This is a genomic window from Paenibacillus polysaccharolyticus (assembly GCF_900102085.1).
GTDB lineage: Bacteria > Bacillota > Bacilli > Paenibacillales > Paenibacillaceae > Paenibacillus > Paenibacillus polysaccharolyticus.
This window is the reverse complement of the sequence record NZ_FMVM01000008.1, coordinates 250835-277222: the sequence shown is the minus strand read 5'-3', so window position 1 is coordinate 277222 and position 26388 is coordinate 250835. Positions and strand designations below refer to the sequence as shown.

The following is a 26388-nucleotide window of genomic DNA, read 5'->3' as shown; positions in this document are numbered from 1 at the left end:
GGAATATGAAGATGAAAGCCGTTACGTTTCAGGGCATCAAGGACATTCAAGTGAAACAGGTCGAAGATCCGGCACTGCAACAGCAGGATGACATTATCGTTCGTATTACTTCAACGGCGATCTGTGGATCGGATTTGCATATCTATCAAGGCGCGCTACCTGCTGCAAAAGACTATGTGATCGGTCATGAACCGATGGGCATTGTGGAAGAGGTCGGACCTGAGGTTACGCGAGTCAAAAAAGGGGATCGAGTCGTCCTGCCTTTTAACATCGCTTGCGGTCAATGCTTCTACTGTAACCACGATATGGAGAGTCAATGTGACAAATCCAATGGAAATCCTGATATTCATACCGGGGGGTACTTCGGGTTCACCGAGCGATATGGTGGTCATCCGGGCGGTCAGGCTGAACTGCTACGAGTGCCTTACGGCAACTTCACTCCATTTGTCATTCCCGAATCCTGTGAGCTGGAAGACGAGGCATTATTGTTCCTTTCCGACGTGTTGCCGACGGCATACTGGAGTGTTGAAAATGCTGGCGTCAAGCCTGGGGATACCGTCACTGTACTCGGCAGTGGCCCTATTGGGCTAATGACGCAAAAGTTTGCCTGGATGAAAGGAGCCAAACGGGTTATTGCCGTGGATCGTCTGCCTTATCGACTAGATAAGGCTAAACGTATGAATGACGTAGAGGTTTTTAATTTTGAAGAGCATGATGATATGGGTGAGCATATCCGCGAGATCACTCAGGGTGGAACAGATGTTGTTATTGACTGTGTTGGCATGGATGGCAAAAAGTCCATGCTGGAAGAGATCGGTCAGAAGCTAAAACTCCATGGTGGGGCGCTGAGTGCCATCGAAATCGGCATGAAAGCCGTGCGCAAGTTTGGAACACTACAGCTTACAGGCGTATATGGCTCCTCCTATAATATGTTTCCTTTGGGAAACCTGTTTGAGCGTAACATCAACATTAAAATGGGACAAGCTCCTGTTATTCATTATATGCCCGAACTATTCCGTAAAATTACAGCCGGTGAATTTGATCCAACTGAGATTATCTCACACCGTGTATCACTGGATAACGCGAGCGAGGCTTACCGGATATTTAATGACCACGAAGATGAATGCACCAAGGTCATTTTAAAACCCTGAATGAACGAAAGAAAGCTTCGGTAATGGATACTACATTACAGGCTCATTCTTTTGGCAACACAATGAAGGCGACAAGACCAGGAATAAAAATAAAAGCAGGCTTCTCTTACAAGAGAGGTCTGCTTTTTGCTTTTGAAGTTTCTTTATTCTTTAGGATATGAACCGTGCCTCTTCCCCTCTCACACTCCACGCTTAATTGCCTGGATATACACACTTTCTCCTTCAAAGCTGAGAAGTCCACTCTGCTCTTTCTCCACAACATTAAAATAATGTCGGATCTCCTCTGTCGCATGCAGCAATCTCGCTTCAAGTTCCAGGCGTTCTTCTCCTAAGAGGGAGGCTCGCGTGCACCAATCATCAAAATGAAATTTTTTTGCAAAAGAAACCATCGTTTCGACCCGATACCCCATACGTTCCAAAAGTCCAATCCATTCTGTTTTCCGCCATGCCCGAACATGACTTGGGTCACGCCTTTTCTCTATGTCGTTGTAGAAACGATCTAGTTCATCCTGCTCGGGAGCCACATTGTCAATAAACAATAATCGGCCACCAGGTTTGGTCACCCGGTAAGCCTCAGAAGCAAACGAGGATACATCCGGAAAATGATGTGCTGCAATCCGGCAGGTCACCAGATCAAAGCTATTGTCCGGAAAAGGAATATGCTCTGCATCTCCTGTTACAAAATCAACATTTTCATGACCATTGCCCTGGATAAAACGTGCAGCCACCTCTAACATCCCTTCAGTCAGATCGAGGGCTGTCACGCGACTTACCAGCGGAGCAAGCGCATTCGCGACATGTCCTCCACCCGTTGCTATATCCAGCACACTCATATGTTCTGCCACCTGAGATGATGCAACGAGTAGCGCGAGGTCCTCACCTTGTGCATGAATTGCACTTGTGACATAATGCTCGGCATTCTTAGAAAATTGCTTCCGCATCTGATTTTTGATCTGATCTTTCTCCATGATCGTTCCTCCTCTTCTTTTGCATATCTCCTTCAGATAAATATTGAATTTTACTTTTCGCCACTCTTATCGTTCCATCTAGTGAAACTAAGTTTCGTTTAATCTAGAATCATCATATCATACCCCATATCCAAACGAAACAAGAAACACAAAAAAGCATCCCTTCAATGAAAATTTCACTGGAGAGATGCCTAGAGTTGATAATCGTTTCACCATTGGTGCAGCAAGTTCACCTGAACTTGCATTAACCTATTTTATTATTTAACAAGTGTAGGTGATTTTTTCCACAATCCCAGAATGAGACCCGAGATGACAGAACCAATAACAACCGCGAGCAGGAACAATATGGTGTGGTTAGCCAAGAGAGCTACAAAGACACCACCGTGCGGAGCGGGAACATTAATGCTCCACAGCTGAGTAAGTCCACCTGCTACCGCAGAACCAATAATACAGGAGGTCAGTACACGAAGTGGGTCAGCCGCTGCAAATGGAATTGCACCTTCTGTAATAAAAGAAAGACCGAGTACATAGTTTGTTAGACCGGATTTACGCTCTTGCTCCGTGAATTTGGATTTGAAGAACGTTGTTGCAAGGGCAATCGCCAGTGGAGGAGCCATACCACCTGCCATAACCGCTGCCATCCATGCCCCGTCTGTATTTCCGCTGGATGTAAATACGCCAATCGCAAAGGTATAAGCCGCTTTGTTAAACGGACCACCCATATCAATCGCCATCATACCGCCGAGCAACAAACCAAGCAATACTTTGTTACCTGTTCCCAGGTTACCCAGTGCATCTACAAGCCAGGTGTTCAAAGCTCCGAAAACCGGATCAAAAATGTAATAAGCAATCGTACCAACGATCAGCAAACCAAGGACCGGATAGAGCAGGATCGGTTTCAAGCCGTCAATCGCTTTTGGAAGACCTTTCAGCGCTTTACGCAATCCAATAACAACATAACCCGCAAGGAAACCGGCAGCTAGACCACCAAGGAAACCTGCATTGGAGTTTACAGCCATCAAACCACCGACCATACCAGGCATCAGGGCTGGACGATCACCAATACTCATCGCAATAAATCCGGCAAGTATAGGAATCAGGAAATGGAACGCGCCTGTTCCTCCACCAATCGTTTGCAGCAATTGCACGATCGGATTGTCAGGACTTGCAAGTTGTTCAAACAAGAAGGAGATCGCAAGCAGGATACCACCGCCGACAACGAATGGCAGCATGTGTGAAATCCCGTTCATCAAATCTTTATAAATTTTGCTTCCCACGCTTGTCTTGCTATCGCCTGCACCTTCATCGCTCGCTTTTCCACCTTGGCTACGATAGATTGGTGCATCGCCGTTAACCGCCTTGCGGATCAGTTCTTCGGATTTACGAATACCGTCACTTACCGGTCTTTGCAACACAGGTTTACCGTCAAAACGAGCCATCTCGACGTTTTTGTCAGCTGCAATGATAACCCCTTTGGCACGAGCGATCTCATCAGCTGTCAATACATTTTGTGCGCCTTCGGAACCGTTGGTCTCAACACGAATGTTGATGCCCATCTCTTGAGCTTTTTTCTTCAAAGCATCCTCAGCCATAAATGTATGGGCAATCCCCGTTGGACATGCTGTAACAGCAACAACAAATTCTTCTGTATTGGCATTTCCAACAATGACACCGGAGTTGTTTTTCACGTTGTTAGCACCACTTTCAGTCGAAGATGCTTGTGCTACTCTCTCTGCTTTAGCCTTCTCTTTCGCAGCTTCCTTCTCCGCAGCTTCAGCTTGTTTCGCATCAAACAAAGCGCTAACTTCTTGCGGCGTATTCGTGTTCATCAGCTCAGCGATGAAATCGCTATCAACCAACAGCCTTGAAAGAGCCGCTAGTGTGCGGAGATGTGTATTGCCTGCGCCTTCTGGTGCTGCAATCATGAAGAAGATATGAGCAGGCTCGTCATCCAATGCTTCAAAGTCCAAACCCTGTTTACTTTTTGCAAAAACGACCGTTGGTTCATTGACCGCTTTGGTTTTTGCGTGTGGCATAGCAATACCGCCGCCGATGCCAGTGCTGGACTCGGCTTCTCTTTTGTAGATCATTTCTTTAAACAATGCTGGATCATTAATACGTCCACTCTGGTTAAGACTTGCAATCAGTTCGTCGATCGCCTCGTCTTTGGTTGTTGCTTGCAGATCCATAATCATCGTTTCCTGGATCATTAAGTCAGTGATTTTCATCTTGGAACACTCCCTTAAGTTCGGTCGGCCTGCACATGGCAGGCCTTATATCAGTTATTCAAGGTAATTAAAGCGTTGTAATCGTCACCTGATTACGCAATTCGTCAATAAACTCACGTGTAGCGAGGTCATCTGAGAAAGCTGTCGCACTGCCGGAAGCTACTCCTGTACGGAATGCTTCAAGCAAGTCTCCTTGCAGCACATAGGTACCAACAAATCCGCCAATCATCGAATCACCGGCACCAACGGAATTTTTCACAGTCCCTTTAGGTACAGTTGCGTGATAGACATTCGTCTCGGTGATGAACAATGCTCCTTCTCCAGCCATGGAGATCAACACATGTTTGGCACCTGCTTCGAGCAATTTACGTCCGTAAGCAACCAATTCCTCACGTGTTTCGATGGTTACGCCAAACAATTCAGCTAATTCATGATGGTTCGGCTTCACCAGCAGCGGCTGATGAACGAGTGCTTCCATCAGAGCAGGCCCTGTTGTATCAATAACAAACTCGGCTTCTGTCTGCTTGCATACATGAATGAGCCGATCATAGAAATCTGAACCAAGTGATGGCGGAACGCTACCAGAGAGAATGACGATATCTCCTTTTTGCAAGGAAGATAGTTTATTCAGTAATTGCTCTGCCTCTTCTGTACGAATCGCTGGTCCAAGACCATTAATTTCTGTCTCATCCCCGTGCTTCAGCTTAATGTTGATGCGAGTATCATCTGCAATGGTGACAAAATCCGTTTGAATTGCATCCTCCTGCAACTTGTCATTGATGAAACGTCCCGTGAACCCACCCAAAAATCCGATAGCTGTGTTCGCAGCACCGAGTTGATTCAGAATTCTGGAAACGTTAATGCCTTTCCCGCCAGGTAATTTCAAATCCCGATTCATGCGGTTAAGTCCGCCGAGCTTCAAATCGTGCACTTCGACGATGTAATCAATGGACGGGTTGAGTGTTATCGTATATATCATCGCTATCCCTCAATTATTTTAGTTTTCTGGGTGATTACTGCACGCCAATGTTCAGGCATTCGCTCCGTAATCAAATCTGCCTCCTCCAAATCAAACAATTTGGCAAAAGTAATATCCCCGATTTTGCTGGAATCAGCCAGCACATAAGATTTCCCTGACAATTGATGTGCACGCCTCTTAATCAAGGCTTCCTCTGGATCAGGAGTTGTATACCCCATTTCCGGATCTACTCCGTTACTTCCTAGAAAACACTTGTCAAATCGGAAATTGTCCATGTTCTGTAGCGCGATACTGCCGATCACCGCTTTGGTATGAATTTTCATCATGCCACCCAGCAAGTAACTGCGAATTCGTTTGCTTACCAGCGCCTCCACATGGGATAGTCCATTGGTGACCACGGTTACATCCCTGGCTTCTATAAAAGGGATCATAGCGAGTGTTGTTGTACCGGCATCTAGATAAATGCACTCCCCGTTCTGGATTTCCTGCGCTGCCAGGCGGGCAATCACTGTCTTCTGTTGAATGTTTTTGAACGTTTTCTCCTCCATGCCTGGTTCTAATGACTTTTCATTCACCAGTGAAGCACCACCATGAATACGTTTGAGCATCTGACGACTTTCCAGATCAATCAAATCTCTTCTAATCGTGGATTCAGAAACACCCAACACATCAACAAGCTCTTGCAACTTCACAATTCCCTGTAAATGTAAGCGCTCTACAATTGCAGCATATCGTTCTTCAGTCAGCATATGCATTCCTCCAACTGCTTCTATAGTATCATAAATCCCGTAAAAAACAATCATTTTCATTCAAAATAATTCGAAAACCTTCAAAAACTTTCACCGTTCGACTTATTTTCTTGTCCAAGTGTCCCTATCCAATAGTCCATAGTACGCATCTGATAACCTAGTCCCTACAACGGAGAGGTGATGACTTCAATGTCAGATCGTACGATCAAACGACGGAAACCCTGTGTGTTACATCCAACCAAAGAATCTTCACGCCCGCGTTCGGGCTGGATTTCCTTCAATTGGAGCGGTTACGCAAAAAGAAAAACAACTCATCCCTATAGGCGGATTTCTGCTGATTGGACTGTACCTTATGTTCTGCCTTCCTCCCGCAATTCGTATTCCTCTGCATGGATCGGCATTGACGGCTTCGCAAACACAGATCTGATTCAGACGGGAACAGCCCACGATTGGATACAAGGCAAACCCGTCTATTATGCCTGGTGGGAGATTCTTCCGGCAACCGAAACCATGATTCCCAACCCAGTAAGCCCAGGTGACTGCATGCGCGGTATCATTACGAAGTTAACTCGCCATTCCTGGTGTATTAGCTTGATCAACCTCACTAAAGGCTGGACTTTCCGAACCATTCAACGATATAGAGGCCCTCAAATCTCTGCCGAATGGATCGTTGAGGCTCCCTCCGTAGGTGGTTCCATTGCCTCCATGTCTCGTCTTAGTCCAGTTGCTTTCAGAAACTGTCGTCTGAACGGCCGCCCTCCTGCCTTCTATACTAGAGATAAAGGAATCCTGATTCAGGGGCAGCGTATCTTATCGATACCTGGATCTCCCAATTGTTGCAGAGATGGATTTGTAGTTCGTCGTGCTCATTAAGACTTGTCATTAAAAATCCTGCAACAATCGCCCTTCTGGTGGCAGTGCTGCAGGATTTTGACGTTTTTGTATAATACGGCTTATTTCTACAATAACTCCGCGCTTTCCACTTCCGGTTTGGATTTGAGCCATTTTCCTTCTTCGTTAATAAAAGCACCCTTGAATCTTCCCATCTCCAGTTGCTCGATTAGCTTCTCCTCATCCGTTGCCAGGATCTCAATTAACTGTTCCAGGGTGTAATATTCATCAGGGTCATAATCCATCAAAATGGGGACAGCGGTATCATATAATTCACGGATCAGATTCTCGAAAGAAAGCCGCCCAAGATTGGGCATCTGCCGATAGACCTGTAATGGCTGGGACACCATATTACGGAATGATTTGTTCTCAAGGTTCATCCACAGCGTATTACAGGCTTGCACACTCATATAATTTTGCTCCACATCATAGAACTGTACTTCCTCAATTTTCATAAATTTCTCTTGAAATGCCACAATTTTAATTAGAGGTACATTGCGTATACGTGATGCCTTTTTCACATGAGCCCTGAATTGCTCATAATTCATTTGTTTTATTTGTTTCTTTTGTTCCATTTTTTATCCCTGCCTTTAACATGATCCAAACGACATTTTACAATAAATCGACACCGAGTGTAAGTCACAATGTAAAAAAACAAAAAAAACGTACAGCATCCCCTCGCTGCACGAAATATATCATATGATTGCCTCAGCCAAGAACCCGGAGTTTCACCCACGTCTCCGTAAATTCCAGCTCATTGTAATCATAAAACCCACGAAGTGTCTCCTCCCGGTCATCGAGGAACAATTGATCAGCTATACCTGCAACCAGTTTGGGGATGGCACTTCTGGTGCCGGATATCGCTGAAGCAGACAACCCACAACTGGCCAGTGCAGAATAATTGAATATAAACAAGCCATGCAGTAGCGTTTTTCCCTGTTCACTTTTACTGGTCATTGCAAATCCAGGGCTTAAAAAGGGGTGTGCATCAAGTAGCACATTTCGAACTTCCAGCGGTGCTTCGTAACAATCTTGCCAGCGAGCAATGTGCTGTTCCACGAGTTGCAGTTCGGGACGAAGAGCGGGATCGCTTAGCAGACCTGTGCTTACAATAAGAAAATCAAACGTATAAATTCCATGTGCCGTTTCAACCTTTGCTCCTTGATTCGTAGCTTGCACGCTTAACCATGGTGAGTCCAGATGCAACTCGAATCCAGGCCAAGATGCGGCCCGGTTGAACGTATCATTGGTAGGTGGCTGATTATATTTGAAAAAGTGAGATATCACCTGATACTTATCAGCTATAGGTAAAGCGTGAAACCGCTCGATCATGCCGGATTGTTCCATTTGGCGAATCGGATTGACTCGTGGTAATTGTTCACGTCTGACAAAAACATGAGCTTCAGCCACACCTGAGGATAGCGCATGGTTTGCATTATCAAAAGCTGAGGCTCCACCGCCGAGCACTGCTACCTTTTTTCCTTTTAACTGTTCAAAATCAATTTTTTCAGAGGTATGGGCATACAACTCTCGCGGCAGATGATCTGAGATCAGTGAGGGTACATGCCACTCGCCGCCTCCTTGAATACCGGTTGCAAGCACAACTTTCCGAGCCAAAATGTGCTTTTCACGAATTCCTTGTTCGGTTACATGTAGACGATGGATTCCATCCTGCCCAGGTTCAATGAGGTTCAACTTAACTTCGTTCTGTACTGGAAGGTCCAGGATTTCCCGATACCAACGCAAATAATTCATCCAGTCTCTGCGAGGAATTTTATCGATCTTCTGCCATCCCTCAACACCCTCCTGAGCCTCCCACCATGCACGAAACGTCAGAGAAGGAATACCCAAATCAATAGAAGTTAGATGTTTCGGCGTCCGCAACGTTACCATCCGTGCATAAGTTTCCCATGGCCCTTCTTGCCCTGTCACATTTTCGTCGATGATCAGAATATTCGAGATCCGTTCGCGCAAAAGTCCAAATGCAGCCCCAAGGCCACTCTGTCCACCGCCTACAATAACAACATCATAGATATGCCCCTCTCCATGCTCTCTTGTACGAACCCAGCTGGTACCTCCAAAACATAAATACGCTAAATCATGCTTCACACGTTCATTCAAAGCTTCGAGGCCCATACTTCACCAACCCTTTCATGATCTATCTAGAACAGGCTCCGTTGCATTCATACATACTTATGTCTAGGTTGCATTGCAATATCCGAATAGAATTAGCGTTATTATATGAGTTGAAATCCAGTAGGGGAAGCTAACAGAAATGTAATTGTCATTCAACCTAAAAAAGTTAGGTATACTTGTTTCCTCATACTAAAGAAGATCACTATCTTTAAAATTTGCGTGCCTAAGTCATCTGATGAACAGACCAGAAAATCCCGTTCGTTGCACCACTACCTAAGTTGAGTGAAATAGTCAGGCCGTTCGCAGCATAAAACAGCCCGATGACGTCACCTGCATTTAAAGTCACTTCCACCGCCAATGTAACAGAACTGCTACCAAGCACAGCTCTAAGGGTGAGCAACGTAACAGCTACATTCAGAACGGGCAACAGTCCACTCACTAATGTTGTGACGGTTGGCGATGTTCTCTGAACCAGAAAAGCCGGATTTACTCCTGCACCCAGAGAAAGAGCAATGGCTGCGGTTGTTGCATAGTTAATTGTGGCTTCAATTGAATATCTCCCAGTCGTTGGAATCGTATAGTTCCCTGTTGTTGCATTAAAGTTAGGACTAGTATAGAACGGACTGGCTGTAGACCAGTTTGTTAATTGTGTACTTGTAGACGTAGTCAGATTGGCGAGAAAAGCCGAAAATCCTTCGGTTGCAAAATTAGGACCAGTCGCTCCTGTTACTCCTGCCGTGCCTGTTGCACCGGTTGCTCCAGTTGCTCCTGCTGTACCTGTCGCACCGGTTGCTCCTGTTACTCCTGCTGTGCCCGTTGCACCTGTACCTCCGGTAACTCCCGTTGATCCAGTTTCTCCTGTGACTCCAGTCGGTCCGGTCGCACCCGTGGCTCCGACCAACCCAGTAACCCCGGTTGCACCTGTTGCACCCGTTTCTCCCATGACTCCGGTCGGGCCCGTCGCACCCGCAACTCCGGCCAACCCAGTGACCCCGGTTGCACCTGTTGCACCTGTCTCTCCTGTGACTCCAGTCGGTCCGATCGCACCCGTGGCTCCGGCCTCTCCAGTTACCCCGGTTGCTCCTGTTGTACCCGTTTCTCCTGTGACTCCAGTTGTTCCCGTCGCACCTGTTTCTCCCGTGAATCCTGTCGATCCCGTCGCACCCGTTACTCCGGCCAACCCAGTAGCTCCAGTTGCACCTGTTGCGCCAGTTTCTCCTGTGACTCCAGTCGGCCCCGTCGCACCCGTGGCCCCGGCTAGCCCAGTAACCCCAGTTGCTCCTGTTGCCCCAATTTCTCCCGTGACTCCAGTCGTTCCGGTCGCACCCGTGACTCCGACCTCTCCAGTTACCCCGGTTACACCTGTCGCCCCAGTCTCTCCCGTGATCCCAGTAGTTCCGGTCACTCCCGTGGCTCCGGTCAACCCAGTAACCCCGGTTGCTCCTGTTACTCCAGTTTCTCCCGTGACTCCAGTCGATCCGGTCGCACCCGTGGCTCCGGTCACTCCAGTAACCCCGGTTGCACCTGTTGCACCAGTCTCTCCCGTGAATCCTGTCGATCCCGTCGCACCCGTTACCCCGGCCACTCCAGTCGCGCCTGTTACCCCTGTCTCTCCTGTGACTCCGGTCGGTCCCGTCGCACCCATGGCTCCGACCAACCCAGTAACCCCGGTTACACCTGTGACTCCAGTCTCTCCTGTGACTCCAGTCGATCCGGTCGCACCCGTGGCCCCGGCTAACCCAGTTACCCCAGTAGTGCCTGTTGCCCCAGTCTCTCCCGTGACTCCAGTCGTTCCGGTCGCACCCGTCACCCCGGCCACTCCAGTTATCCCAGTTGCACCTGTTGCGCCAGTTTCTCCTGTAACTCCAGTTGTTCCAGTCGCACCCGTGACTCCGGCCACTCCAGTAACCCCCGTTGCTCCTGTTGCACCAGCTTCTCCTGTAACTCCAGTTGTTCCGGTCGCACCCGTGGCTCCGGCTAACCCAGTTACCCCGGTTGCTCCTGTTTCTCCCGTAACTCCAATCGGCCCCGTAGCTCCAGTCGTTCCGGTCGCACCCGTCACCCCGGCCACTCCAGTTACCCCAGTTGCACCTGTTGCGCCAGTTTCACCTGTAACTCCAGTTGTTCCAGTCGCACCCGTGACTCCGGCCACTCCAGTAACCCCGGTTGCTCCTGTTATTCCAGTTTCCCCCGTTACTCCAGTAGATCCGGTTGGGCCTATTGCCCCTGTTTCTCCTGTAACTCCAGTCGTTCCGGTCGTACCCGTGGCTCCAGCTAACCCAGTTACCCCGGTTGCACCTGTTGCTCCAGTTTCTCCCGTGACCCCAGTTGTTCCGGTCACACCCGTGGCTCCGTCTAACCCAGTAACTCCGGTTGCACCTGTTGCACCCGTTTCTCCAGTGATCCCAGTAGTTCCGGTCACACCCGTGGCTCCGACCTCTCCAGTAGCCCCGGTTACTCCTGCTACTCCGGTTTCTCCTGTGACTCCAGTCGGTCCGGTCACTCCCGTGGCTCCAGTCGGTCCCGTCGTACCCGTTACCCCGGCCACTCCAGTCGTTCCGGTCGCACCCGTAACTCCGGTCAACCCAGTGACCCCGGTAGCACCTGTTGCACCAATTTCTCCTCTGACTCCAGTTGGTCCGGTCGCACCCATGGCCCCGGCCAACCCAGTAACTCCGGTTGCTCCTGTTATTCCAGTCGCACCCGTGGCTCCGGCAAAACCAGTAGATCCGGTTGGGCCTATTGCCCCTGTTTCTCCTGTGACTCCAGTCGTTCCGGTCGCACCCGTGGCTCCGACCAACCCAGTTACCCCGGTTGCTCCTGTCACCCCAGTTTCTCCCGTGACTCCAGTTGTTCCCGTCGCACCCGTGACTCCGGCCACTCCAGTAACTCCGGTCGCACCTGTTGCACCAGTCTCTCCCGTGAATCCTGTCGATCCCGTCGCACACGTGGCTCCGGCCAACCCAGTGACTCCGGTTGCACCTACTGCACCCGTTTCTCCCGTGACTCCAGTCGCACCCGTAGCTCCGGACAACCCAGTAACTCCGGTTTCTCCTGTGACTCCAGTCGGTCCGGTCACTCCCGTGGCTCCGGACACCCCACTAACCCCGGTTGCTCCTGTTGCTCCCGTTTCTCCTGTGAATCCAGTTGTTCCCGTCGGACCCGTAGCCCCGGCCAACCCAGTAACTCCGGTTGCACCTGTTGCACCCGTTTCTCCCGTGACTCCAGTCGGTCCGGTCGCACCCGTGGCCCCGGCCAATCCAGTAACTCCGGTTGCACCTGTTTCTCCCGTGACTCCAGTCGGGCCCGTCGCACCCGTCACCCCAGCCAACCCAGTAACTCCGGTTGCTCCTCTTGCCCCAGTCTCTCCTGTTACACCTGTCGGTCCCGTCGCACCCGCTACTCCGGCCAACCCAGTGACTCCGGTTGCACCTGTTGCACCCGTTTCTCCCGTGAATCCTGGCGGTCCAGTTATACCCGTTACTCCGACCTCTCCAGTTACCCCAGTTGCTCCTGTTGCACCAATTTCTCCTGTGACTCCAGTTGGTCCGGTCGCACCCGTGGCTCCGACCTCTCCAGTTACCCCGGTTGCTCCTGTTGCACCTGTTTCTCCCGTAACTCCTGTCGTTCCGGTCACACCCGTAGCTCCAATCACTCCAGTAGCTCCAGTCACACCTGTCGCCCCAGCCACTCCAGTTAACCCGGTTGCTCCTGTTGCCCCAGTCTCTCCTGTAACTCCAGTCTGTCCGGTTAAACCAGTGGCTCCATTATCTCCTTTTAGTCCCATCTTTCCTCGAAAGCCTCTCGGCCCCCTAAGATAAAGAGGGACACATCTTTTCTTCTTTTTAACTTTATGTTTATTTTTTCTATGAGATTTTCTTTTTTTTACTAACATCAACCTTAGTTTTGACTTCTTTTGACCTTTTCGTCGTGCTCTGCTAGTTAAAGATAACTTACGTTCTTGTTTGGATGTACCACTCACAAAACAACCCTCCCTTACATAAAAGTACTTATCCGCTGTTCTATTCATATACTTTATGTCTAAGACTAGCTATGTGAGCCGCCTAATTCACAGGAATTCCTTGATTTTGGAGTGCCTTTCCCCTAACGCAAAAAAAACAGCTACCTTCGGAGAATAAAATACACCGACTGTAACTGTATTTTTATAAAACAAGTTCTTTAATCATCCGATTTCAAAAGCATGCGACATCGCAATTCTGAATCTAGTTTTGGACAAGTGTTACAATAGCCATGGGCAGAACTGCCGCTACCCACTTGATACGCCAGACAGCAATACCTGCGGATCAGAAGCTGAGGGCCCTGCCATTCCGGATGTTCAAAGCGTTGTAACCGAGTGAAAAATGTATTATCGGTTGACTCCTTTAACCATACATGTGCATCATACTTAATAAGCTCAAGCCTCTTATCCGTCTTCCATATCGCGTGATCTTCGATCGCTCGTGTAAATAATTGTTGTACATTATGCGCCACCAGTTCATTCATAACCCTTATGCTTGCTCCTGTTGCCGCAGCAACGGATTGGAAAATACGTCCCAAGTGTAGCTGTAAACGATCCCGTAGCATACTAATTTCTGTCCTGCGCTGAGCCAAAACCTCATTAGTTGGAGCTACATTTTCCCCAATCCCCAGTCCTGAACCATTATCTAGACTTCTTTCCATCCGGGTCTCATAGCGCATGCCGCCCGTGCCATTCAATTCGATTCGTACAACATCATCCTCGATATTTAGAACAGTATCGTATAAACTGCAAGCTGAGATTACAGCCATAACCCATACCGAATATCGTTTGGCAAAAAGGGTACCCACCGCTACACTTCCTGTGCCGCCTTGATCGAGTCCTTGTTGTATGGCTTGTTGGTGTAATATCAAGTCTCTCTTCTCATCATGCAGCAAGTCACTGGCAGCAAAAGCATAGGTGGAAGAATCATCGGCCCCACGGATACTCGTCACAAAAGACGATTCCAAAAGAGCCACCATCTCTTCACGGTCATTCCCTGAATAAAGTACCATCTATTGAATCATATCTTTAATTTCATTTAATATTTCGATTCGTCCTATAGCTCCCCATCCTTTAAACAACCAGAAGGAATCGGTTTGATAGACCTGACCAGTTACAACAGCCGGGACGTTTTTCCAAAGTGAGCTTTCTTTCATCTTACTTAAATAATCCTGGGCATTAGGATCTGCTTCAAGCACAACATAATTGGCATCGATATCTGCTATCTTCTCCATAGACAGATCCTCACGTTGTTCTGCAGGTGTCACTGCAGAAGGTTCAAACCCAAGATCATGATACAAGAGCGTGTTGGTTGGGTGACCTGTTGCCGCATAAATCTGCAGGTTCTTCTCCCTTACTCTTAGGTAAGCCAGTTTCTTCTGATCCAATTGCTCTATTTTAGCTTTAAGTTGATCCGCTTGTTGCTCTACTTCCGCGATTTTTTCTTTAGCCAGATCAACCTTGTTGTACATTCCAGCAATAGTCAGTAAATCTTGAGTCCAATACTCTGTATCGCCGTTGTAATCCATCCAATCGTCACCTAATACAATCGTAGGAGCAATTTTCTCCAACTGATCATATGAATTTTCAGCTGTTCGACTCTCAATTACAATCACATCCGGATCAATCTGAACAATGGCTTCAAGATTGGGACTATCTGCCGAACCTACCGTTGGAACCCCTTGAAGCTGATCTGCCAGATAAGGCAAGTAATCTCCACCGTAGCGTATTTCTACATTAACACCAGCAGGTTTCTCACCAATGGTAAGCATGTGATCAATATAAGCAGCAGATAACACAACCATACGCTCTATTTTTTTGGGTACAACCGAAGTACCCTTTAGGTGTTTAATTGTTTGTGTGCTCTTCTCTTCCACCGTGGTTGCCTGTTTTGAAGATGTTGCATCTGTTGCTTCCGTTGTCGACTTACCACATGCTACTAGAACGAGCATGAGCAGGGACAACAAGATCATATAGGCTCTTCTCTGTCTTAGCATTTCGTTTTAATTCCCCTTCTCTACTTAATAATAATAATCATTATCATTATGGTAGAAAAAAGCAAACAAGCTTTCCATGGATTATTCCACTCTCTTTACGTGTAATATATCACCCTACGATAACACCAAGCTGCTTGGCCACATACTTCATAGCCCTTACACGCCCGGTTGGACCCAGCGTTTGGAAGAACATATCCCCTGCATCATACACACGACCTTCCTGTACAGCCTTGGATGTTATCCATCCATCAGATTTCATCAAACGTTGAAATTGAGTTCTCGCTTCTGCTGTAGGATCCACCATAACAAATAGATGATCCGCGTTGTATAGCTGTACATCATTGATGTTCATCTCCACAGCCCACTGTTCGCTTGGGTAATTCTCTGGCATATGTAATCCCATATCATCATACAGCAAGGAACCGGTCTGATTATGCAATCCATACATCCGATAGAATTCGGAGGAAACGCGAATAAACATGGCCGACTGCTTTCCCCATTCGGAGTGAATACGATTTTGAAGAACATGGCTTAAATCCGCATGCTGTTCAATCCAACGAATAGCATATTCATTTCGTCCCATGATATCCGCCATATAAAGCAAACTTTTGCCTACTTGATTCGTGTGTTTAAGGATAGCCGTAGGAGCAATATGATGCAGAGATTCATTCGGTTCCATACGGTCACTCGTAATGATTAAATCTGGCTGCAATCCCTTCAATTTATTATAGTTCTGACCGGAACTGTCCAGAATAAGTCCTTGAGGAGAATCGGCTTGATGTGCAGGCATAAGGGTAGGATGAGTCACTCTCTGAACATAAGATAAAGCCGACACAGGTTTCAACCCGAGTGTTAGAACAACATCATCCAGTCCATAGTACAATGTTGCAATACGGTTAACTTTATTTTTCATATAAAATGTTGGAGCAACACCTTCATTTTTTTTAAACACCCGGCTGAAATAGTGTTCGTCCTTGTATCCGACCTGCTCCGCGATCATCTTGATTTTATCCGTAGAAAACAATAGCTGTTTGGCCCGATTCATCCGTTGTTTCTGAATATAATCCATCGGTGTTATCCCAAACTGACGTTTGAATGTTCTTATAAAATGATTCACACTAAGCCCTGCCAGGCGGGCCATGTCATGCATTCGAATGTCCTTCGTATAGTGATGTGTCATATAATCTATGGCTAAGTCCATTGCAACATGAGGTTGAACAAACGATTTAACATTAGTCATCAACTGAATTAGTAGCTGGTGCAAAAGATATTTCTTGCCTATGTTATCCGATTCGGCTGCAGCAAAGTTTGTATAGATGAATTGATCCATCATTTCTTGAATTTCTCGTCTATTGGTTGGAAGTTGAAGCTTACCCGTAATAGGAAAATCAAGCGGCTTCGTGTGCCAAACATTGTTTGTTCGGACAAGTTCAACACCGGAAAATAAGATTAGTTGCACTCGGACAGGGGCTTCAATATCTGTCTGTAACTCCACGTGCATGCCTGGACTAAGCACAAACCAATCGTCACGGGACAACGTATGCATTACGTTATCAATTGTCAAAGTCCCTTTGCCATCCATTACTCTGCATACGGCGAATCTTTTCCATACCCTGTGCTGGGCTTCTCCTGAAATACCGACATATTGGCAGATATGAACAGATGAAAGATATAATTGTTCCAGTCGTTTAATCCAGTCATTTCTCTCCATGATAACTCCCTTTCCATATGGTAAGCCGCTACTTCTCACCAATTAATTATCTAATTTACTCTTCATCAGCAAAATCCGACACTTTTTTATTTTCATTATAGTTTGAATGATAATCAATTCTCAATAAAACTCATACCGAGTTAAATTATTCTTTTAGGGACAACCTATATTATTAACCTCTCCTTTTTATGAATATCTACGTTAAGATAGGTTTTGAGAAAATCTATTTTTTCTTTTTTTCAACCTGTTGCATTCTCATCTATGACATGTTATATTAATTGAGCCATCAATGATTGACGTATCAACTATTGATCCATCAACGATTGAGAGAGCTACAGAATCATGAAGCAATGGCATTGTATACTGGCAACTTTAATTATTTGTTAACATACGCCGTTGTTGATTGGATTCACCCGGGAGGTCTAGTCATGACACGTATGGTTTCCAAAGAAGAGCAGATCATTAATCTGCTGAATGTACTGGGGAACAAAATCAGTCCCAAGTTTGAACGCTGTACCGGGATCAGTTCCTCTCGCTTTGAAATTCTGCACGAGCTGGATCAGGTAGATGAGATCAACCAATCTATGCTCCAGAAAATCATTAACATCGATAGTGCTGCCATTACTCGTCACTTGAAACAACTTGAAGCTGACCTCATGGTTACAAGACGCAAAAATCCTGAGGATAATCGGGTGACTTTTGTTCGTCTCACGGATCATGGGCGCAAACAGATTGAAGGATATAAAGCAGAGAAAACCAACTATATTCATCAGATTCTGGATGGTTTCAGTGAAGATGAGATTCAGGCACTGGCCGATTTCTTGGAACGTATGCAAAACAATTTTTAAACCATATATAGAGGAGAGATTTCCATGTCTACAACACAAAGCAAATTCCAAAAAACAAATGATTTTAACGAAATTACGTACGGTCGTCGTTCCGTCAAATTGTATGATCCAGAAGTGAAAATCAGCCGTGAAGAAATGACTGAAATTTTGGCAGAAGCTTCTCGCGCTCCATCTTCCGTAAACATGCAACCTTGGCGTTTCCTTGTTGTTGATACACCTGAAGGCAAAGAAAAGCTCGCACCACTTGCAAAATTCAACCAAAATCAAGTGCTGACTTCTGCTGCTGTTATCGGTGTGTTTATTGATATGAAAAACGGCGAGTACTTGGAAGAGATTTTTGGTAAAGCTGTAGAGCATGGATTTATGCCAAAAGAAATCGCTGAACAACAAGTTAAAGTGGTTAAACCTTATTACGACAATATGCCTGCTTCCGATCTGCGTGACGTTAACCTGATCGATGCTGGTCTGGCTTCCATGCAATTGATGTTGGCTGCACGTGCTCACGGTTACGATACAAACCCAATTGGCGGATACGAAAAAGCTCAAATCGCTGAGACATTCGGCATGGATAAAGACCGTTATCAACCGGTTATGCTGATCTCGATTGGTAAATCTGCCAAAGAAGGTCACCCGTCTTACCGTCTGCCTGTAGATACGATCACAACTTGGGCTTAAGCGAGTACCACCGCGTTTATTATAAATTGCTCAATCTGCTTCTTAAGATGAAACACATAACGTTATTGTCTTGTATTGATTAAATCTATTTGTAAACATACAACTATCTGGAGGTCACAACTATGATTATCATTCATGCACATTTGCAAGTACAAGCCGCTCAAGAGCAAGCTTTCCTGGCTGCTGCCAAAGAACTGATCGCTGCGACACGTCAAGAAGAAGGCAACATCAGCTATGATCTGGTGAAAAGCACAGAACGTGAGCAAAGCTACACGATGATCGAGCTGTGGAAAGATGAGCCAGCAACCGCTGCTCACAACTCTAGTGCTCACTTCCTGGCCTTTGTTCAACAAGCTGCGGCATTCATGGCTGCACCAATGAACGTTGAAGTGTTTGCCGGCGAAGCTGTTAAACAATAATACAACTATAAGGAACCGTTTGGATCTCACCTAGAGGTGATTTTCAAGCGGTTCTTTTGCATGTTAAACAGCAGGAAATGGTGCGATATTTCCCATGTTCCTCCTGAAATGGTACAATGATAAAGTCGACATACATAATATATTCGGAGGTATATGCTGATGAAGATGAAAAAAGGACTGCTTTCAGGTTTCCTGGCTCTGGCTTTAACTTCCACTCTCCTTGTATCCACAAATGTAAGCGCAAACAATTCTACCGAGTCACGCTCTCCTTTCTCTTACTCCCTCGTAACCAAAGGTTATGACTGGGGTCCCGGTGTTTACAAGATTATTCTGGATACAGGCGTAGCCATTCAAGGAAATACACTGACCAAAGACACCTTCAAGGTTCTTGCGGAACGTAATTATCCAATGATTAATTTTCAAACGCAGCAAAAGTATGATGGCTCAGACAGCGGTAGCAGAACGATCGAGAGAGCTTACCTTTCGGACAAAGATGGCAATAAAACCTCCCTCTCCGCAGGACAATATATTACGATTGAGATGAAAGTCCATCCCGATCTAATGACCGCAAGTCCGTTTATGTTTGATCTGCAATCGTTTACCAATAAGTATGTTGAGCTTCAATATACCATTGTTCAGCAAAAATCCCTTCAAGATACCATGGGCAATGCCGTTGAGCATTTGACCACAAGACCAGACACCCCGCATACCATGATCGAACAAGGTGTCGACGTGTTTGATACATCCGGCAAATTCAGTTACAAGGACTCCAAGTTCGGTCAGATTAATATAACGTACGCTTCCTATATGCCGGAAACCAACAAGAAAAAACCACTGATCATCTGGCTTCATGGTGCCGGTGAAGGAGGTACGGATCCGCGAATTGCCCTGCTGGGTAATAAGGTGACCTCTTTAGCCGATGAATCGATCCAAAAGTATTTTGGAGATGCCGCTGTGTTGGTGCCCCAGACTCCAACCTTCTGGATGAATGACGGAACCGGGCAATATACCAAAGACGGAAAGAGTATGTATACGAAATCGTTAACCGCGTTGATCAAACAATATGTGAAACAGCATGCTACGGATATTGATACAGACCGAATCTACATTGGCGGGTGCTCCAATGGCGGATTTATGACTTTGAACATGTTGCTTGCGAACCCGGATTATTTTGCAGCTGCTTATCCTTCCGCAGAAGCGTACGAGGATCTCTTGTTGAGCAAACAGGATATCGCCAAACTTAAAAATATTCCGATCTGGTTCACGGCGGCAGGAGCGGATCAGACGGTGGATACGTCCAAAACGTCAACAGCTACCTACAAACGCCTGATTGCTGCGGGAGCCAAAAATGCTCATTACTCCTATTTTGATAAGGTGCTGGATTTGAGTGGAGTATACACCAAAGGAAATGGCGATAACACGCCATACGAGTATAATGGACACTGGTCCTGGATTGCTGTTCTAAACAATGACATTTCCAAAGACTTCAATGGCAAGCCTGTGAAAATCAAAGGTAAAAGCGTAACGCTTATGGAGTGGCTGGCTAACCAGAAAAAGTAACAGCCCATAGCATGTCTACTTCGCAGGAGCCGCACCAAGCGGCTCCTTTTCTATTACATCCTTTTTTTCAATTCGACCAATTCGATTGATCCCGCTTCCTTTGATCTAACTACAGGCTACGAGCCGGAGGAATGCTTTGCGGGTTGTTGAACACATTTTGGGGATCGTATTTGGCTTTGACTCTGCGTAATCTCGCGTAGTTCGCCCCGTAGTATACCGGACCTGAGCGTTTGATGCCTTGATCCGGTACATTAATGTAGGAACCGACGATGTAAGGCTGTAATTTTTGGCGTGTGTTACGCACAATGGCAATATTTTTGGCTGCCTGGGACGGTTTCGTCCAGGAGCTGTTCCATTCCACATAGAACTTGGCTTTACGCCAGTAGAATGCTGTAGATGTAGGTGATTTACGACTGACAGCTCCGCCCCAGTTGAGGAAAAAGAAACCGGCGAATTCGCCTTCCACATTTTCCAGAAACGCTCGCATCGATTTGATTGCCCGATCCGGGAACGGCTTTCGTCCAAATCCGGAAGAAAATTGATTGCTGTATCTCTGAGTAAGCACAGGATCTGGAGGTAGAAGAAAAGTAACCGCCTCTGTATAAGGCACTGAACGTATGATCGTCTGGGATGGTGTGCCCGTGCTGGTCATCGGCTTTAACAAACGCAGTGCCTCGGATTTAGAACCCAGAAACAAACCTTCCATACTGACATTGCCGCCTTTTTTGGGACCGATAGACAGCTCACTCCCGAGCCGGGTGTCAACGGAAGGCGCCCACTTTTGCCACACTTTGAGTACCTTCTCGAACTGAGCCCAAGGCCAGGTGATCCGATATACTGTCGCTCTGGCTGGTGCCCGGCGTACTTTGAATTTGTAACGGGTATAGACTCCAAAGTTTCCTCCGCCACCACCTTGCGATGCCCAGAACAGATCAGCGTTACATTTTTTGTTCGCACGAATGATTTTCCCGTTTGCATCCACCATCTCGAATTCCAGCAGATTATCACTGATCAGACCGATCGTTCGTTGAAGAGGCCCGATCCCTCCCCCAAGCGTAATACCACCTATACCAACGGTTGGGCTATCCCCGAATGGAGCAATGAATCCCTGACGTGCGAGTGTATGTGCAATTCTGCCAACTCGGTTTCCCGCTCCCACAACGGCTGTTCCTGTTGTTTTGTTCAGCTTGATGGTGTTCAGATCACTGACATCAATGACAATCCCGCCATTCACCTGTGACAGATTAACCTCAAGCGCATGTCTTCCACTTCGCGGCCGAATCGGTACGTTGTTCTCACGAGCCCATTTGATGGCATTGGAGACATCTTTCGTTTTTTGAGCAAAAACAAAGACTTTAGGATACCTGTCGGTATGCGGGTCCCAGTTTTTACGTGCTGCCTCATACCCTGGGTCGCCCTTGAATATGACACGTCCGGTTAGTTTTGTTTTACTGTTGGTTTTCACATATCCCACTCCCTGCGTTTAGCATCGTTATACAGCATTTCTGCATTAGGCATTTTATACTGTATGAACGACATTCGCGGAGGGAATGGGCTGTGGAATGTCCTATACGCAAAAAAATCCCCTTAAAGCGTATAGACCGCTGTAAGGGAATTAATTTTCATTTCGTAATTTTCATCAACTATCCGGTTCGATTTTGATGAGTTTCCGCGGCTCTTGTTCTTTTTCACCATACCAGACAAGCACATCAGCGAACAGATCCATGATACGAATAAAGCTTTTTTTGTCGGCTTCCGTAATCTGATCTGCGAGCTTAAATATGTCATCAAAACAAAGCTCACGAACAAATGCGGTGTACTTCGTGTATACCTCTCGACCTTTGGCTGACGGTTTGACGTAAATATCTTTGCGGTTACCACTCAGATGATATTTTTCAAGTAGTCCTTTTTCAGTCAAATTCTTCACATTTTTAGAAAAGGTACTGCGGCTAACGCCCAAACGAGCAGCCATCTCGGACATCTTCTCTTCCTGATCCTCTGCTTCCAGAATATATTCAAGTGTCTGAATCTGGGCTGCAGAGAATGTCATATCTGTTCCGTAGCTTCGTTGCAGCTTGTAGGTGTTCGAGTAAGCATTGCCGTATTTGATGATCTTCTCAACAAGCTCCCGATGGTCACCCATCCAATCTAATTTCATGCGTAATCCCTTTCGTCTTCGAATTCTCTCTCTATTACTCTACTGAAATCAGATTCGTTTTTCAATCCATGAGATCGCTTCTTCAATCACTTCATCCCGTGCTGTCTCATTAAATATTTCATGCATGAGATGTGCATAGATTTTCAGTGTTTTATCTGCCGAAGCGATATCTCCGTAAAAGTCACGGGAATCCTTTTCGCTAACCAGCCCATCATTCGCACCATGTAACACAAGCACCGGATCAACGAATTGCTTCGCATGTTCTTTCAGCCATTCTACTCCATACCCCAGACTGTTAAACAAATCTACAGAAATCTGCTTTTCTACCAGCGGGTCATTAGCGTAAGCGGATACAACCTCAGGAACACTGCATACTCCGCTTCCAAGTTCATTCGGGAAATACGTGCCTGCTGGCAGAGCCATCGGCAGTTCTCCAGCCACTTTCGTATTAAATCGAGTAAGCGCTCCTGATAATACGATACCTTTCACTTTTCCCGGATATTTCGTACCAAATGATGAAGAAGCAAAACCGCCCATACTATGTCCAATAATATACAGTGGCGTATCGCCGCTCTCCTCCAGTGCAACCTCCACTACAGCGTTGACATCATCAATCAGATGATGAAAATCACTATAAAATGTTCGTTGTCCTTCCGATCTTGCATGACCCCGATGGTCAAAACGGTATACGTTGAATCCACGGCCGTTCAATTTCTCTGTCAAATAATCATAGCGGCTGGCATGCTCTGCCAATCCGTGTACAATGACTATGGCGGCCTTCGCATTTTCAACTAAATTTTTGCTGAAATAAAGCTGTGTTCCGTCAAAGGATTTAAGTGTTGTTTCGATGCTGTTCATCGTGTATCCCATCCTTTTATTCATTTTTATATTCGTTATAAATAATATTGTTTCTTACAGAAACAATATATCACCCTTATGAATCGTTTGTCCACGAATTTTTAAAGCGTTTACAATTAAATTTTTACGGAAGCACATCTTCTTAAGGCATGTCATACTTTGTGCTCCTAAACGGTCAAAAAAGTCTAGTTCTTCTTCTTTTCCGCTTATAATTTCTGATGAACGTAACAACAATAAAAAAAGGACAGGCACTGTTTAACAGTACCTGTCTTCTCTCTCTGTATTACTGCTTGTATTACTGCTCTGTATTTGTGCTGGTTCTATTACTACTCTATATCCAGTGTAAATCCAAGACTCGCATTTAACATGCGCAAAATCATAAGCAGTGATTCCGATCTTGTAGCATTGGCATTGGGTTTAAATAAACTAACTCTAGATAAATTCTATCTTAACAACGTTTGTTGGATGATAAGCCTGCATCTTATGTTTGTTCGACGAATTCCAAAATTCTACTCACGCCCTCCACCATACCTCCCGTTTCAAAAAAACTGCTCCCCAATCTCACCGCTTCAGCTCTCATCTTCTCACTTCTCATCGTTTCAAACGTCATGTCCTTTAGATCTGAAGCAGGCATGTTCATATCACGGCCATACACACCGACCCCCAGTTCTTCCAATCTCGATGCGATTGCAAATTGATCAGCCCCTTGAGGGAACAGAATCATCGGCACGCCAAATGCAAGTGCTTCGGACACACTGTTATAACCGGCGTGAGAGATAAAAACATCTGCCTTGCTTAAAATCTCCAACTGAGGAACAAATGCAGATACCGTCATATTTTCCGGAATGTCTCCCAAGGATGAAATATCAATGCTTTTTCCTACGGACATCATAATTTGGGCTTCGCTATATCTGAAAGCTTCGATACATTTCAGGTAGAAATCCGGGCGATCTGTGTAGATGGAGCCAAACGAAATATAAATCAGGGGGAGCTCATGCTGCTGTTTTGTTCTTTCCCTCATGGATTGAAGCATTTCAGAGCTAACATTAGGGAACTGTGGACCTATAAACACAAAACGGTCATCAAACACATCCGAATGTGGCTGGAATACTTTTGACGTATATACTAGATTCAATTCTTCATTCCCACTAAACGCATCCACCAGGCCAAAGTCTTGAATATGATGTCTTTCAGCCAGTTCTCCCGCCAAACGGTTTAGTTCGCTAGCCGTCGTGTCTGCAAATGCATAGCCTTCTTGGATTCTGAATACCTTGTGTATGAGAAAATGATGGTCTTTCTCCAAAAGCGCCTGATTGATCGCAAACGTTAGGACATAACAGGCCACTGGAACCTCAAGCAGTTCTGCAATCAGTTTGCCCCAATGAGCGTCACTGTCCCTGACAATGTAGTCCGGTTGCTCAGCTATAACTTCTGCCAAAATCGCATGAAGAACGGCTCTGCTTTTCTGGATCACTCCAGGGACTAGATGCTCCAGCATCGTCTGCGGGTTGCTCAGAAACAGGCCCGGATCATTGTCGTCCACAAACAACTCTCTCATATTCCCATAGCTTCGAAAGTCCACTTCATAATCGACAAGCAATCCTCTATATTGTTCATCCGAATAATAAATTACGGTCTCTCCACGTGCCAGCAACTCTGCAACAAGGGGTAAGGTTGGTTTAACATGGCTGAAAAATGGAAGGCTAAATATCATTACCGTAGCCATAGCGAACTCCCTTCGTCATACAATTCACAAGTATTACTCATTTGTATTACCTATCAGAACTCCTTCGTTAAGATACGCAAAAATACTGTCAACGCCCAGCTTCACTCCGCCTTCATTACGGATCTCTTCTCCTACCCTCTTGCAGGACTCAGCATAAGCCTTATCATGGAGGATACGTTCCGTCATAAACGAAATGTCCGAAGGTGTACAGTGTTGGCTATCGCCAATGCTTCCTGCCCCCAATGCCTCAATCCGGCTGGACACAGCGAACTGATCCGCTGCTTGCGGGAACACCAGCATAGGCACTCCGTGGTAGAGTGCTTCATTGGTACTGTTATGACCTCCATGTGTAATGAACACATCCACATATTTGAGCAGTCTTCGCTGAGGAACATGGGATCGAACAGTAAAATGCTCGGGAAACTCCCCCAATTCTTCAAGAGAGATTCGCTGTCCGACAGACATGATTACGTTCCACCGATGTTCCTGGAATGCTTCGATGCATTTTCGATAAAAAAGAAGACAGTCATTATACACGGTTCCCATCGATATGTAGATTACAGGCAGATCGGGTTCAACATGCGGCAGGTCTCCGCCCTCTTGTTTCTCCTCACGAATCATCGGACCCAGAAACAGATAATCCGAACCAAACGACTCTATAAATGGCTGGAAAACCCGTGAAGTAAAAACAAGATTAAGGTCGTCCGCCCCGGAAAAGGCATCGATCGCCCTATATTCTACAGAATATGGAAGAGAGAGTTGCCTTGTATATTCATTCAAATATTCGCTGAAACTGCCCGACTCGGGAAGCCACGCCATACGTCCTGTCGTATTTCCGAATACATTGGCAACAAAATAGTCATGATGAAGATCCATCATCGTTTCATTCAAAGCAATGGTAGTGATATAACAAATCACCGGAATATCAAGCATAGTGCCAATCATTTTCCCCCAATAAGATTCGCAGTCCCGAATAATGTAGTCTGGATCATCCTCCATCACCTGTTCAAGGAGTAAACGGACCATCTTCTGATGTTTATTCAGTTTATGTGGAACAAGCTGGTCCAACACTTTCAACGGATCTGTCGTAAGAATAGGGATCTCTTCGTCCAACAGTGAAAGCACATCCCCGTAACTTCGACATATCACGCCTTCCATTTGTACATATTTCATATACGCATCTGTTGTATAGTAATAGACCTGTTCCCCTCGGTTGGCCAGTTCTTGAACCAACCTCACGGTAGGATTAACATGACCAAAATACGGAAAACTGAACACAACGGTTGTGCCCATTGCTGCACCGCCCTTTCGTACAT

At 46.2% G+C, this 26388-nt stretch carries 21 protein-coding genes; 6 read left to right on the top strand and 15 right to left on the bottom strand.

Annotated features, from left to right (window positions below; all coding sequences use genetic code 11):
* Nucleotides 1-11: 11 nt before the first annotated feature.
* Nucleotides 12-1151: a zinc-dependent alcohol dehydrogenase gene (locus tag BLQ13_RS13275; protein ID WP_090920417.1), complete on the top strand. Its 1140-nt coding sequence runs from the start codon at nucleotides 12-14 to the stop codon at nucleotides 1149-1151.
* Nucleotides 1152-1330: 179 nt separating this feature from the next.
* Here the strand turns inward: BLQ13_RS13275 and BLQ13_RS13270 are convergent, their stop codons facing one another.
* From BLQ13_RS13270 to BLQ13_RS13255, 4 genes are all read right to left on the bottom strand, one after another.
* Nucleotides 1331-2119: a class I SAM-dependent methyltransferase gene (locus tag BLQ13_RS13270; protein ID WP_090920415.1), complete on the bottom strand. Its 789-nt coding sequence runs from the start codon at nucleotides 2117-2119 to the stop codon at nucleotides 1331-1333.
* A 257-nt stretch (nucleotides 2120-2376) separates the two neighbouring features.
* The gene (locus tag BLQ13_RS13265; protein WP_090920412.1) at nucleotides 2377-4347 is read right to left on the bottom strand and encodes a PTS fructose transporter subunit IIABC; all 1971 of its coding nucleotides are present in this window, start codon (nucleotides 4345-4347) and stop codon (nucleotides 2377-2379) included.
* A gap of 67 nt (nucleotides 4348-4414) precedes the next feature.
* Entirely contained in the window at nucleotides 4415-5326 is a 912-nt protein-coding gene (pfkB, locus tag BLQ13_RS13260) for a 1-phosphofructokinase (RefSeq protein ID WP_090920409.1), read from the bottom strand.
* 2 nt (nucleotides 5327-5328) lie between these two features.
* Nucleotides 5329-6075 carry a DeoR/GlpR family DNA-binding transcription regulator gene (locus tag BLQ13_RS13255; protein ID WP_090920406.1) on the bottom strand — a complete coding sequence of 249 codons (747 nt, stop codon included), beginning with the start codon at nucleotides 6073-6075 and terminating at the stop codon, nucleotides 5329-5331.
* Between the two features lie 189 nt (nucleotides 6076-6264).
* Here BLQ13_RS13255 and BLQ13_RS13250 point away from each other — a divergent pair, with 189 nt between their 5' ends.
* Nucleotides 6265-6948: a G1 family glutamic endopeptidase gene (locus tag BLQ13_RS13250; RefSeq protein ID WP_090920403.1), complete on the top strand. Its 684-nt coding sequence runs from the start codon at nucleotides 6265-6267 to the stop codon at nucleotides 6946-6948.
* 86 nt (nucleotides 6949-7034) lie between these two features.
* Here BLQ13_RS13250 and BLQ13_RS13245 read toward each other — a convergent pair whose 3' ends face one another.
* The 6 genes from BLQ13_RS13245 to BLQ13_RS13220 all read right to left on the bottom strand — a co-directional run bounded on the left by BLQ13_RS13245 (nucleotide 7035) and on the right by BLQ13_RS13220 (nucleotide 16828).
* On the bottom strand, nucleotides 7035-7541 hold the full coding sequence (locus tag BLQ13_RS13245; protein ID WP_090920400.1) for a hypothetical protein: 507 nt from the start codon (nucleotides 7539-7541) through the stop codon (nucleotides 7035-7037).
* A gap of 133 nt (nucleotides 7542-7674) precedes the next feature.
* Nucleotides 7675-9102, bottom strand: a complete 1428-nt coding sequence (locus BLQ13_RS13240; RefSeq protein WP_090920397.1) for an NAD(P)-binding domain-containing protein — start codon at nucleotides 9100-9102, stop codon at nucleotides 7675-7677.
* A 223-nt stretch (nucleotides 9103-9325) separates the two neighbouring features.
* Nucleotides 9326-12739, bottom strand: coding sequence for a collagen-like domain-containing protein (locus tag BLQ13_RS13235; protein WP_276326741.1), 3414 nt, complete (start codon nucleotides 12737-12739; stop codon nucleotides 9326-9328).
* A gap of 542 nt (nucleotides 12740-13281) precedes the next feature.
* A complete protein-coding gene (locus BLQ13_RS13230) occupies nucleotides 13282-14133 on the bottom strand; it encodes a (2Fe-2S)-binding protein (RefSeq protein ID WP_090920390.1) in 852 nt (283 codons plus the stop codon).
* Nucleotides 14134-15117, bottom strand: a complete 984-nt coding sequence (locus tag BLQ13_RS13225; RefSeq protein WP_090920388.1) for an ABC transporter substrate-binding protein — start codon at nucleotides 15115-15117, stop codon at nucleotides 14134-14136. It abuts the gene before it with no gap.
* Between the two features lie 109 nt (nucleotides 15118-15226).
* Nucleotides 15227-16828, bottom strand: a complete 1602-nt coding sequence (locus BLQ13_RS13220) for a helix-turn-helix domain-containing protein (RefSeq protein ID WP_090920385.1) — start codon at nucleotides 16826-16828, stop codon at nucleotides 15227-15229.
* Nucleotides 16829-17256: 428 nt separating this feature from the next.
* On the opposite strand from BLQ13_RS13220, the gene BLQ13_RS13215 reads away from it, so the two are divergent.
* From BLQ13_RS13215 to BLQ13_RS13200, 4 genes are all read left to right on the top strand, one after another.
* Nucleotides 17257-17676, top strand: a complete 420-nt coding sequence (locus BLQ13_RS13215) for a MarR family winged helix-turn-helix transcriptional regulator (protein ID WP_090920382.1) — start codon at nucleotides 17257-17259, stop codon at nucleotides 17674-17676.
* A 24-nt stretch (nucleotides 17677-17700) separates the two neighbouring features.
* Nucleotides 17701-18351 carry a nitroreductase family protein gene (locus BLQ13_RS13210; RefSeq protein ID WP_090920378.1) on the top strand — a complete coding sequence of 217 codons (651 nt, stop codon included), beginning with the start codon at nucleotides 17701-17703 and terminating at the stop codon, nucleotides 18349-18351.
* A 122-nt stretch (nucleotides 18352-18473) separates the two neighbouring features.
* Nucleotides 18474-18770 carry a putative quinol monooxygenase gene (locus BLQ13_RS13205; RefSeq protein ID WP_090920375.1) on the top strand — a complete coding sequence of 99 codons (297 nt, stop codon included), beginning with the start codon at nucleotides 18474-18476 and terminating at the stop codon, nucleotides 18768-18770.
* A gap of 159 nt (nucleotides 18771-18929) precedes the next feature.
* Complete coding sequence (locus tag BLQ13_RS13200; protein WP_167375726.1) at nucleotides 18930-20330, top strand: prolyl oligopeptidase family serine peptidase; 1401 nt, start codon at nucleotides 18930-18932, stop codon at nucleotides 20328-20330.
* A 109-nt stretch (nucleotides 20331-20439) separates the two neighbouring features.
* On the opposite strand, the gene BLQ13_RS13195 is transcribed toward BLQ13_RS13200, so the two are convergent.
* From BLQ13_RS13195 to BLQ13_RS13175, 5 genes are all read right to left on the bottom strand, one after another.
* Nucleotides 20440-21795 (bottom strand): FAD-binding oxidoreductase, encoded by a 1356-nt coding sequence (locus BLQ13_RS13195; RefSeq protein WP_090920369.1) that lies wholly within the window; start codon nucleotides 21793-21795, stop codon nucleotides 20440-20442.
* A 174-nt stretch (nucleotides 21796-21969) separates the two neighbouring features.
* Entirely contained in the window at nucleotides 21970-22488 is a 519-nt protein-coding gene (locus BLQ13_RS13190) for a MarR family winged helix-turn-helix transcriptional regulator (RefSeq protein ID WP_090920366.1), read from the bottom strand.
* 48 nt (nucleotides 22489-22536) lie between these two features.
* The gene (locus BLQ13_RS13185; protein WP_090920360.1) at nucleotides 22537-23346 is read right to left on the bottom strand and encodes an alpha/beta hydrolase; all 810 of its coding nucleotides are present in this window, start codon (nucleotides 23344-23346) and stop codon (nucleotides 22537-22539) included.
* Between the two features lie 481 nt (nucleotides 23347-23827).
* Nucleotides 23828-25072 carry a macrolide family glycosyltransferase gene (locus BLQ13_RS13180; RefSeq protein WP_090920356.1) on the bottom strand — a complete coding sequence of 415 codons (1245 nt, stop codon included), beginning with the start codon at nucleotides 25070-25072 and terminating at the stop codon, nucleotides 23828-23830.
* Nucleotides 25073-25105: 33 nt separating this feature from the next.
* A complete protein-coding gene (locus BLQ13_RS13175; RefSeq protein ID WP_167375725.1) occupies nucleotides 25106-26365 on the bottom strand; it encodes a macrolide family glycosyltransferase in 1260 nt (419 codons plus the stop codon).
* Nucleotides 26366-26388: the final 23 nt, after the last annotated feature.

Bases quoted from the DNA above. Each gene is read 5' to 3' on its own strand.
- BLQ13_RS13190 (WP_090920366.1), bottom strand. From the start codon at position 22,488: ATGAAATTAGATTGGATGGGTGACCATCGGGAGCTTGTTGAGAAGATC.
- pfkB (WP_090920409.1), bottom strand. From the start codon at position 5,326: ATGATATATACGATAACACTCAACCCGTCCATTGATTACATCGTCGAA.
- BLQ13_RS13200 (WP_167375726.1), top strand. From the start codon at position 18,930: ATGAAGATGAAAAAAGGACTGCTTTCAGGTTTCCTGGCTCTGGCTTTA.
- BLQ13_RS13240 (WP_090920397.1), bottom strand. From the start codon at position 9,102: ATGGGCCTCGAAGCTTTGAATGAACGTGTGAAGCATGATTTAGCGTAT.
- BLQ13_RS13185 (WP_090920360.1), bottom strand. From the start codon at position 23,346: ATGAACAGCATCGAAACAACACTTAAATCCTTTGACGGAACACAGCTT.
- BLQ13_RS13205 (WP_090920375.1), top strand. From the start codon at position 18,474: ATGATTATCATTCATGCACATTTGCAAGTACAAGCCGCTCAAGAGCAA.
- BLQ13_RS13220 (WP_090920385.1), bottom strand. From the start codon at position 16,828: ATGGAGAGAAATGACTGGATTAAACGACTGGAACAATTATATCTTTCA.
- BLQ13_RS13265 (WP_090920412.1), bottom strand. From the start codon at position 4,347: ATGAAAATCACTGACTTAATGATCCAGGAAACGATGATTATGGATCTG.
- BLQ13_RS13225 (WP_090920388.1), bottom strand. From the start codon at position 15,117: ATGCTAAGACAGAGAAGAGCCTATATGATCTTGTTGTCCCTGCTCATG.
- BLQ13_RS13275 (WP_090920417.1), top strand. From the start codon at position 12: ATGAAAGCCGTTACGTTTCAGGGCATCAAGGACATTCAAGTGAAACAG.
- BLQ13_RS13215 (WP_090920382.1), top strand. From the start codon at position 17,257: ATGACACGTATGGTTTCCAAAGAAGAGCAGATCATTAATCTGCTGAAT.
- BLQ13_RS13180 (WP_090920356.1), bottom strand. From the start codon at position 25,072: ATGGCTACGGTAATGATATTTAGCCTTCCATTTTTCAGCCATGTTAAA.
- BLQ13_RS13245 (WP_090920400.1), bottom strand. From the start codon at position 7,541: ATGGAACAAAAGAAACAAATAAAACAAATGAATTATGAGCAATTCAGG.
- BLQ13_RS13230 (WP_090920390.1), bottom strand. From the start codon at position 14,133: ATGGTACTTTATTCAGGGAATGACCGTGAAGAGATGGTGGCTCTTTTG.
- BLQ13_RS13255 (WP_090920406.1), bottom strand. From the start codon at position 6,075: ATGCTGACTGAAGAACGATATGCTGCAATTGTAGAGCGCTTACATTTA.
- BLQ13_RS13250 (WP_090920403.1), top strand. From the start codon at position 6,265: ATGTCAGATCGTACGATCAAACGACGGAAACCCTGTGTGTTACATCCA.
- BLQ13_RS13175 (WP_167375725.1), bottom strand. From the start codon at position 26,365: ATGGGCACAACCGTTGTGTTCAGTTTTCCGTATTTTGGTCATGTTAAT.
- BLQ13_RS13270 (WP_090920415.1), bottom strand. From the start codon at position 2,119: ATGGAGAAAGATCAGATCAAAAATCAGATGCGGAAGCAATTTTCTAAG.
- BLQ13_RS13210 (WP_090920378.1), top strand. From the start codon at position 17,701: ATGTCTACAACACAAAGCAAATTCCAAAAAACAAATGATTTTAACGAA.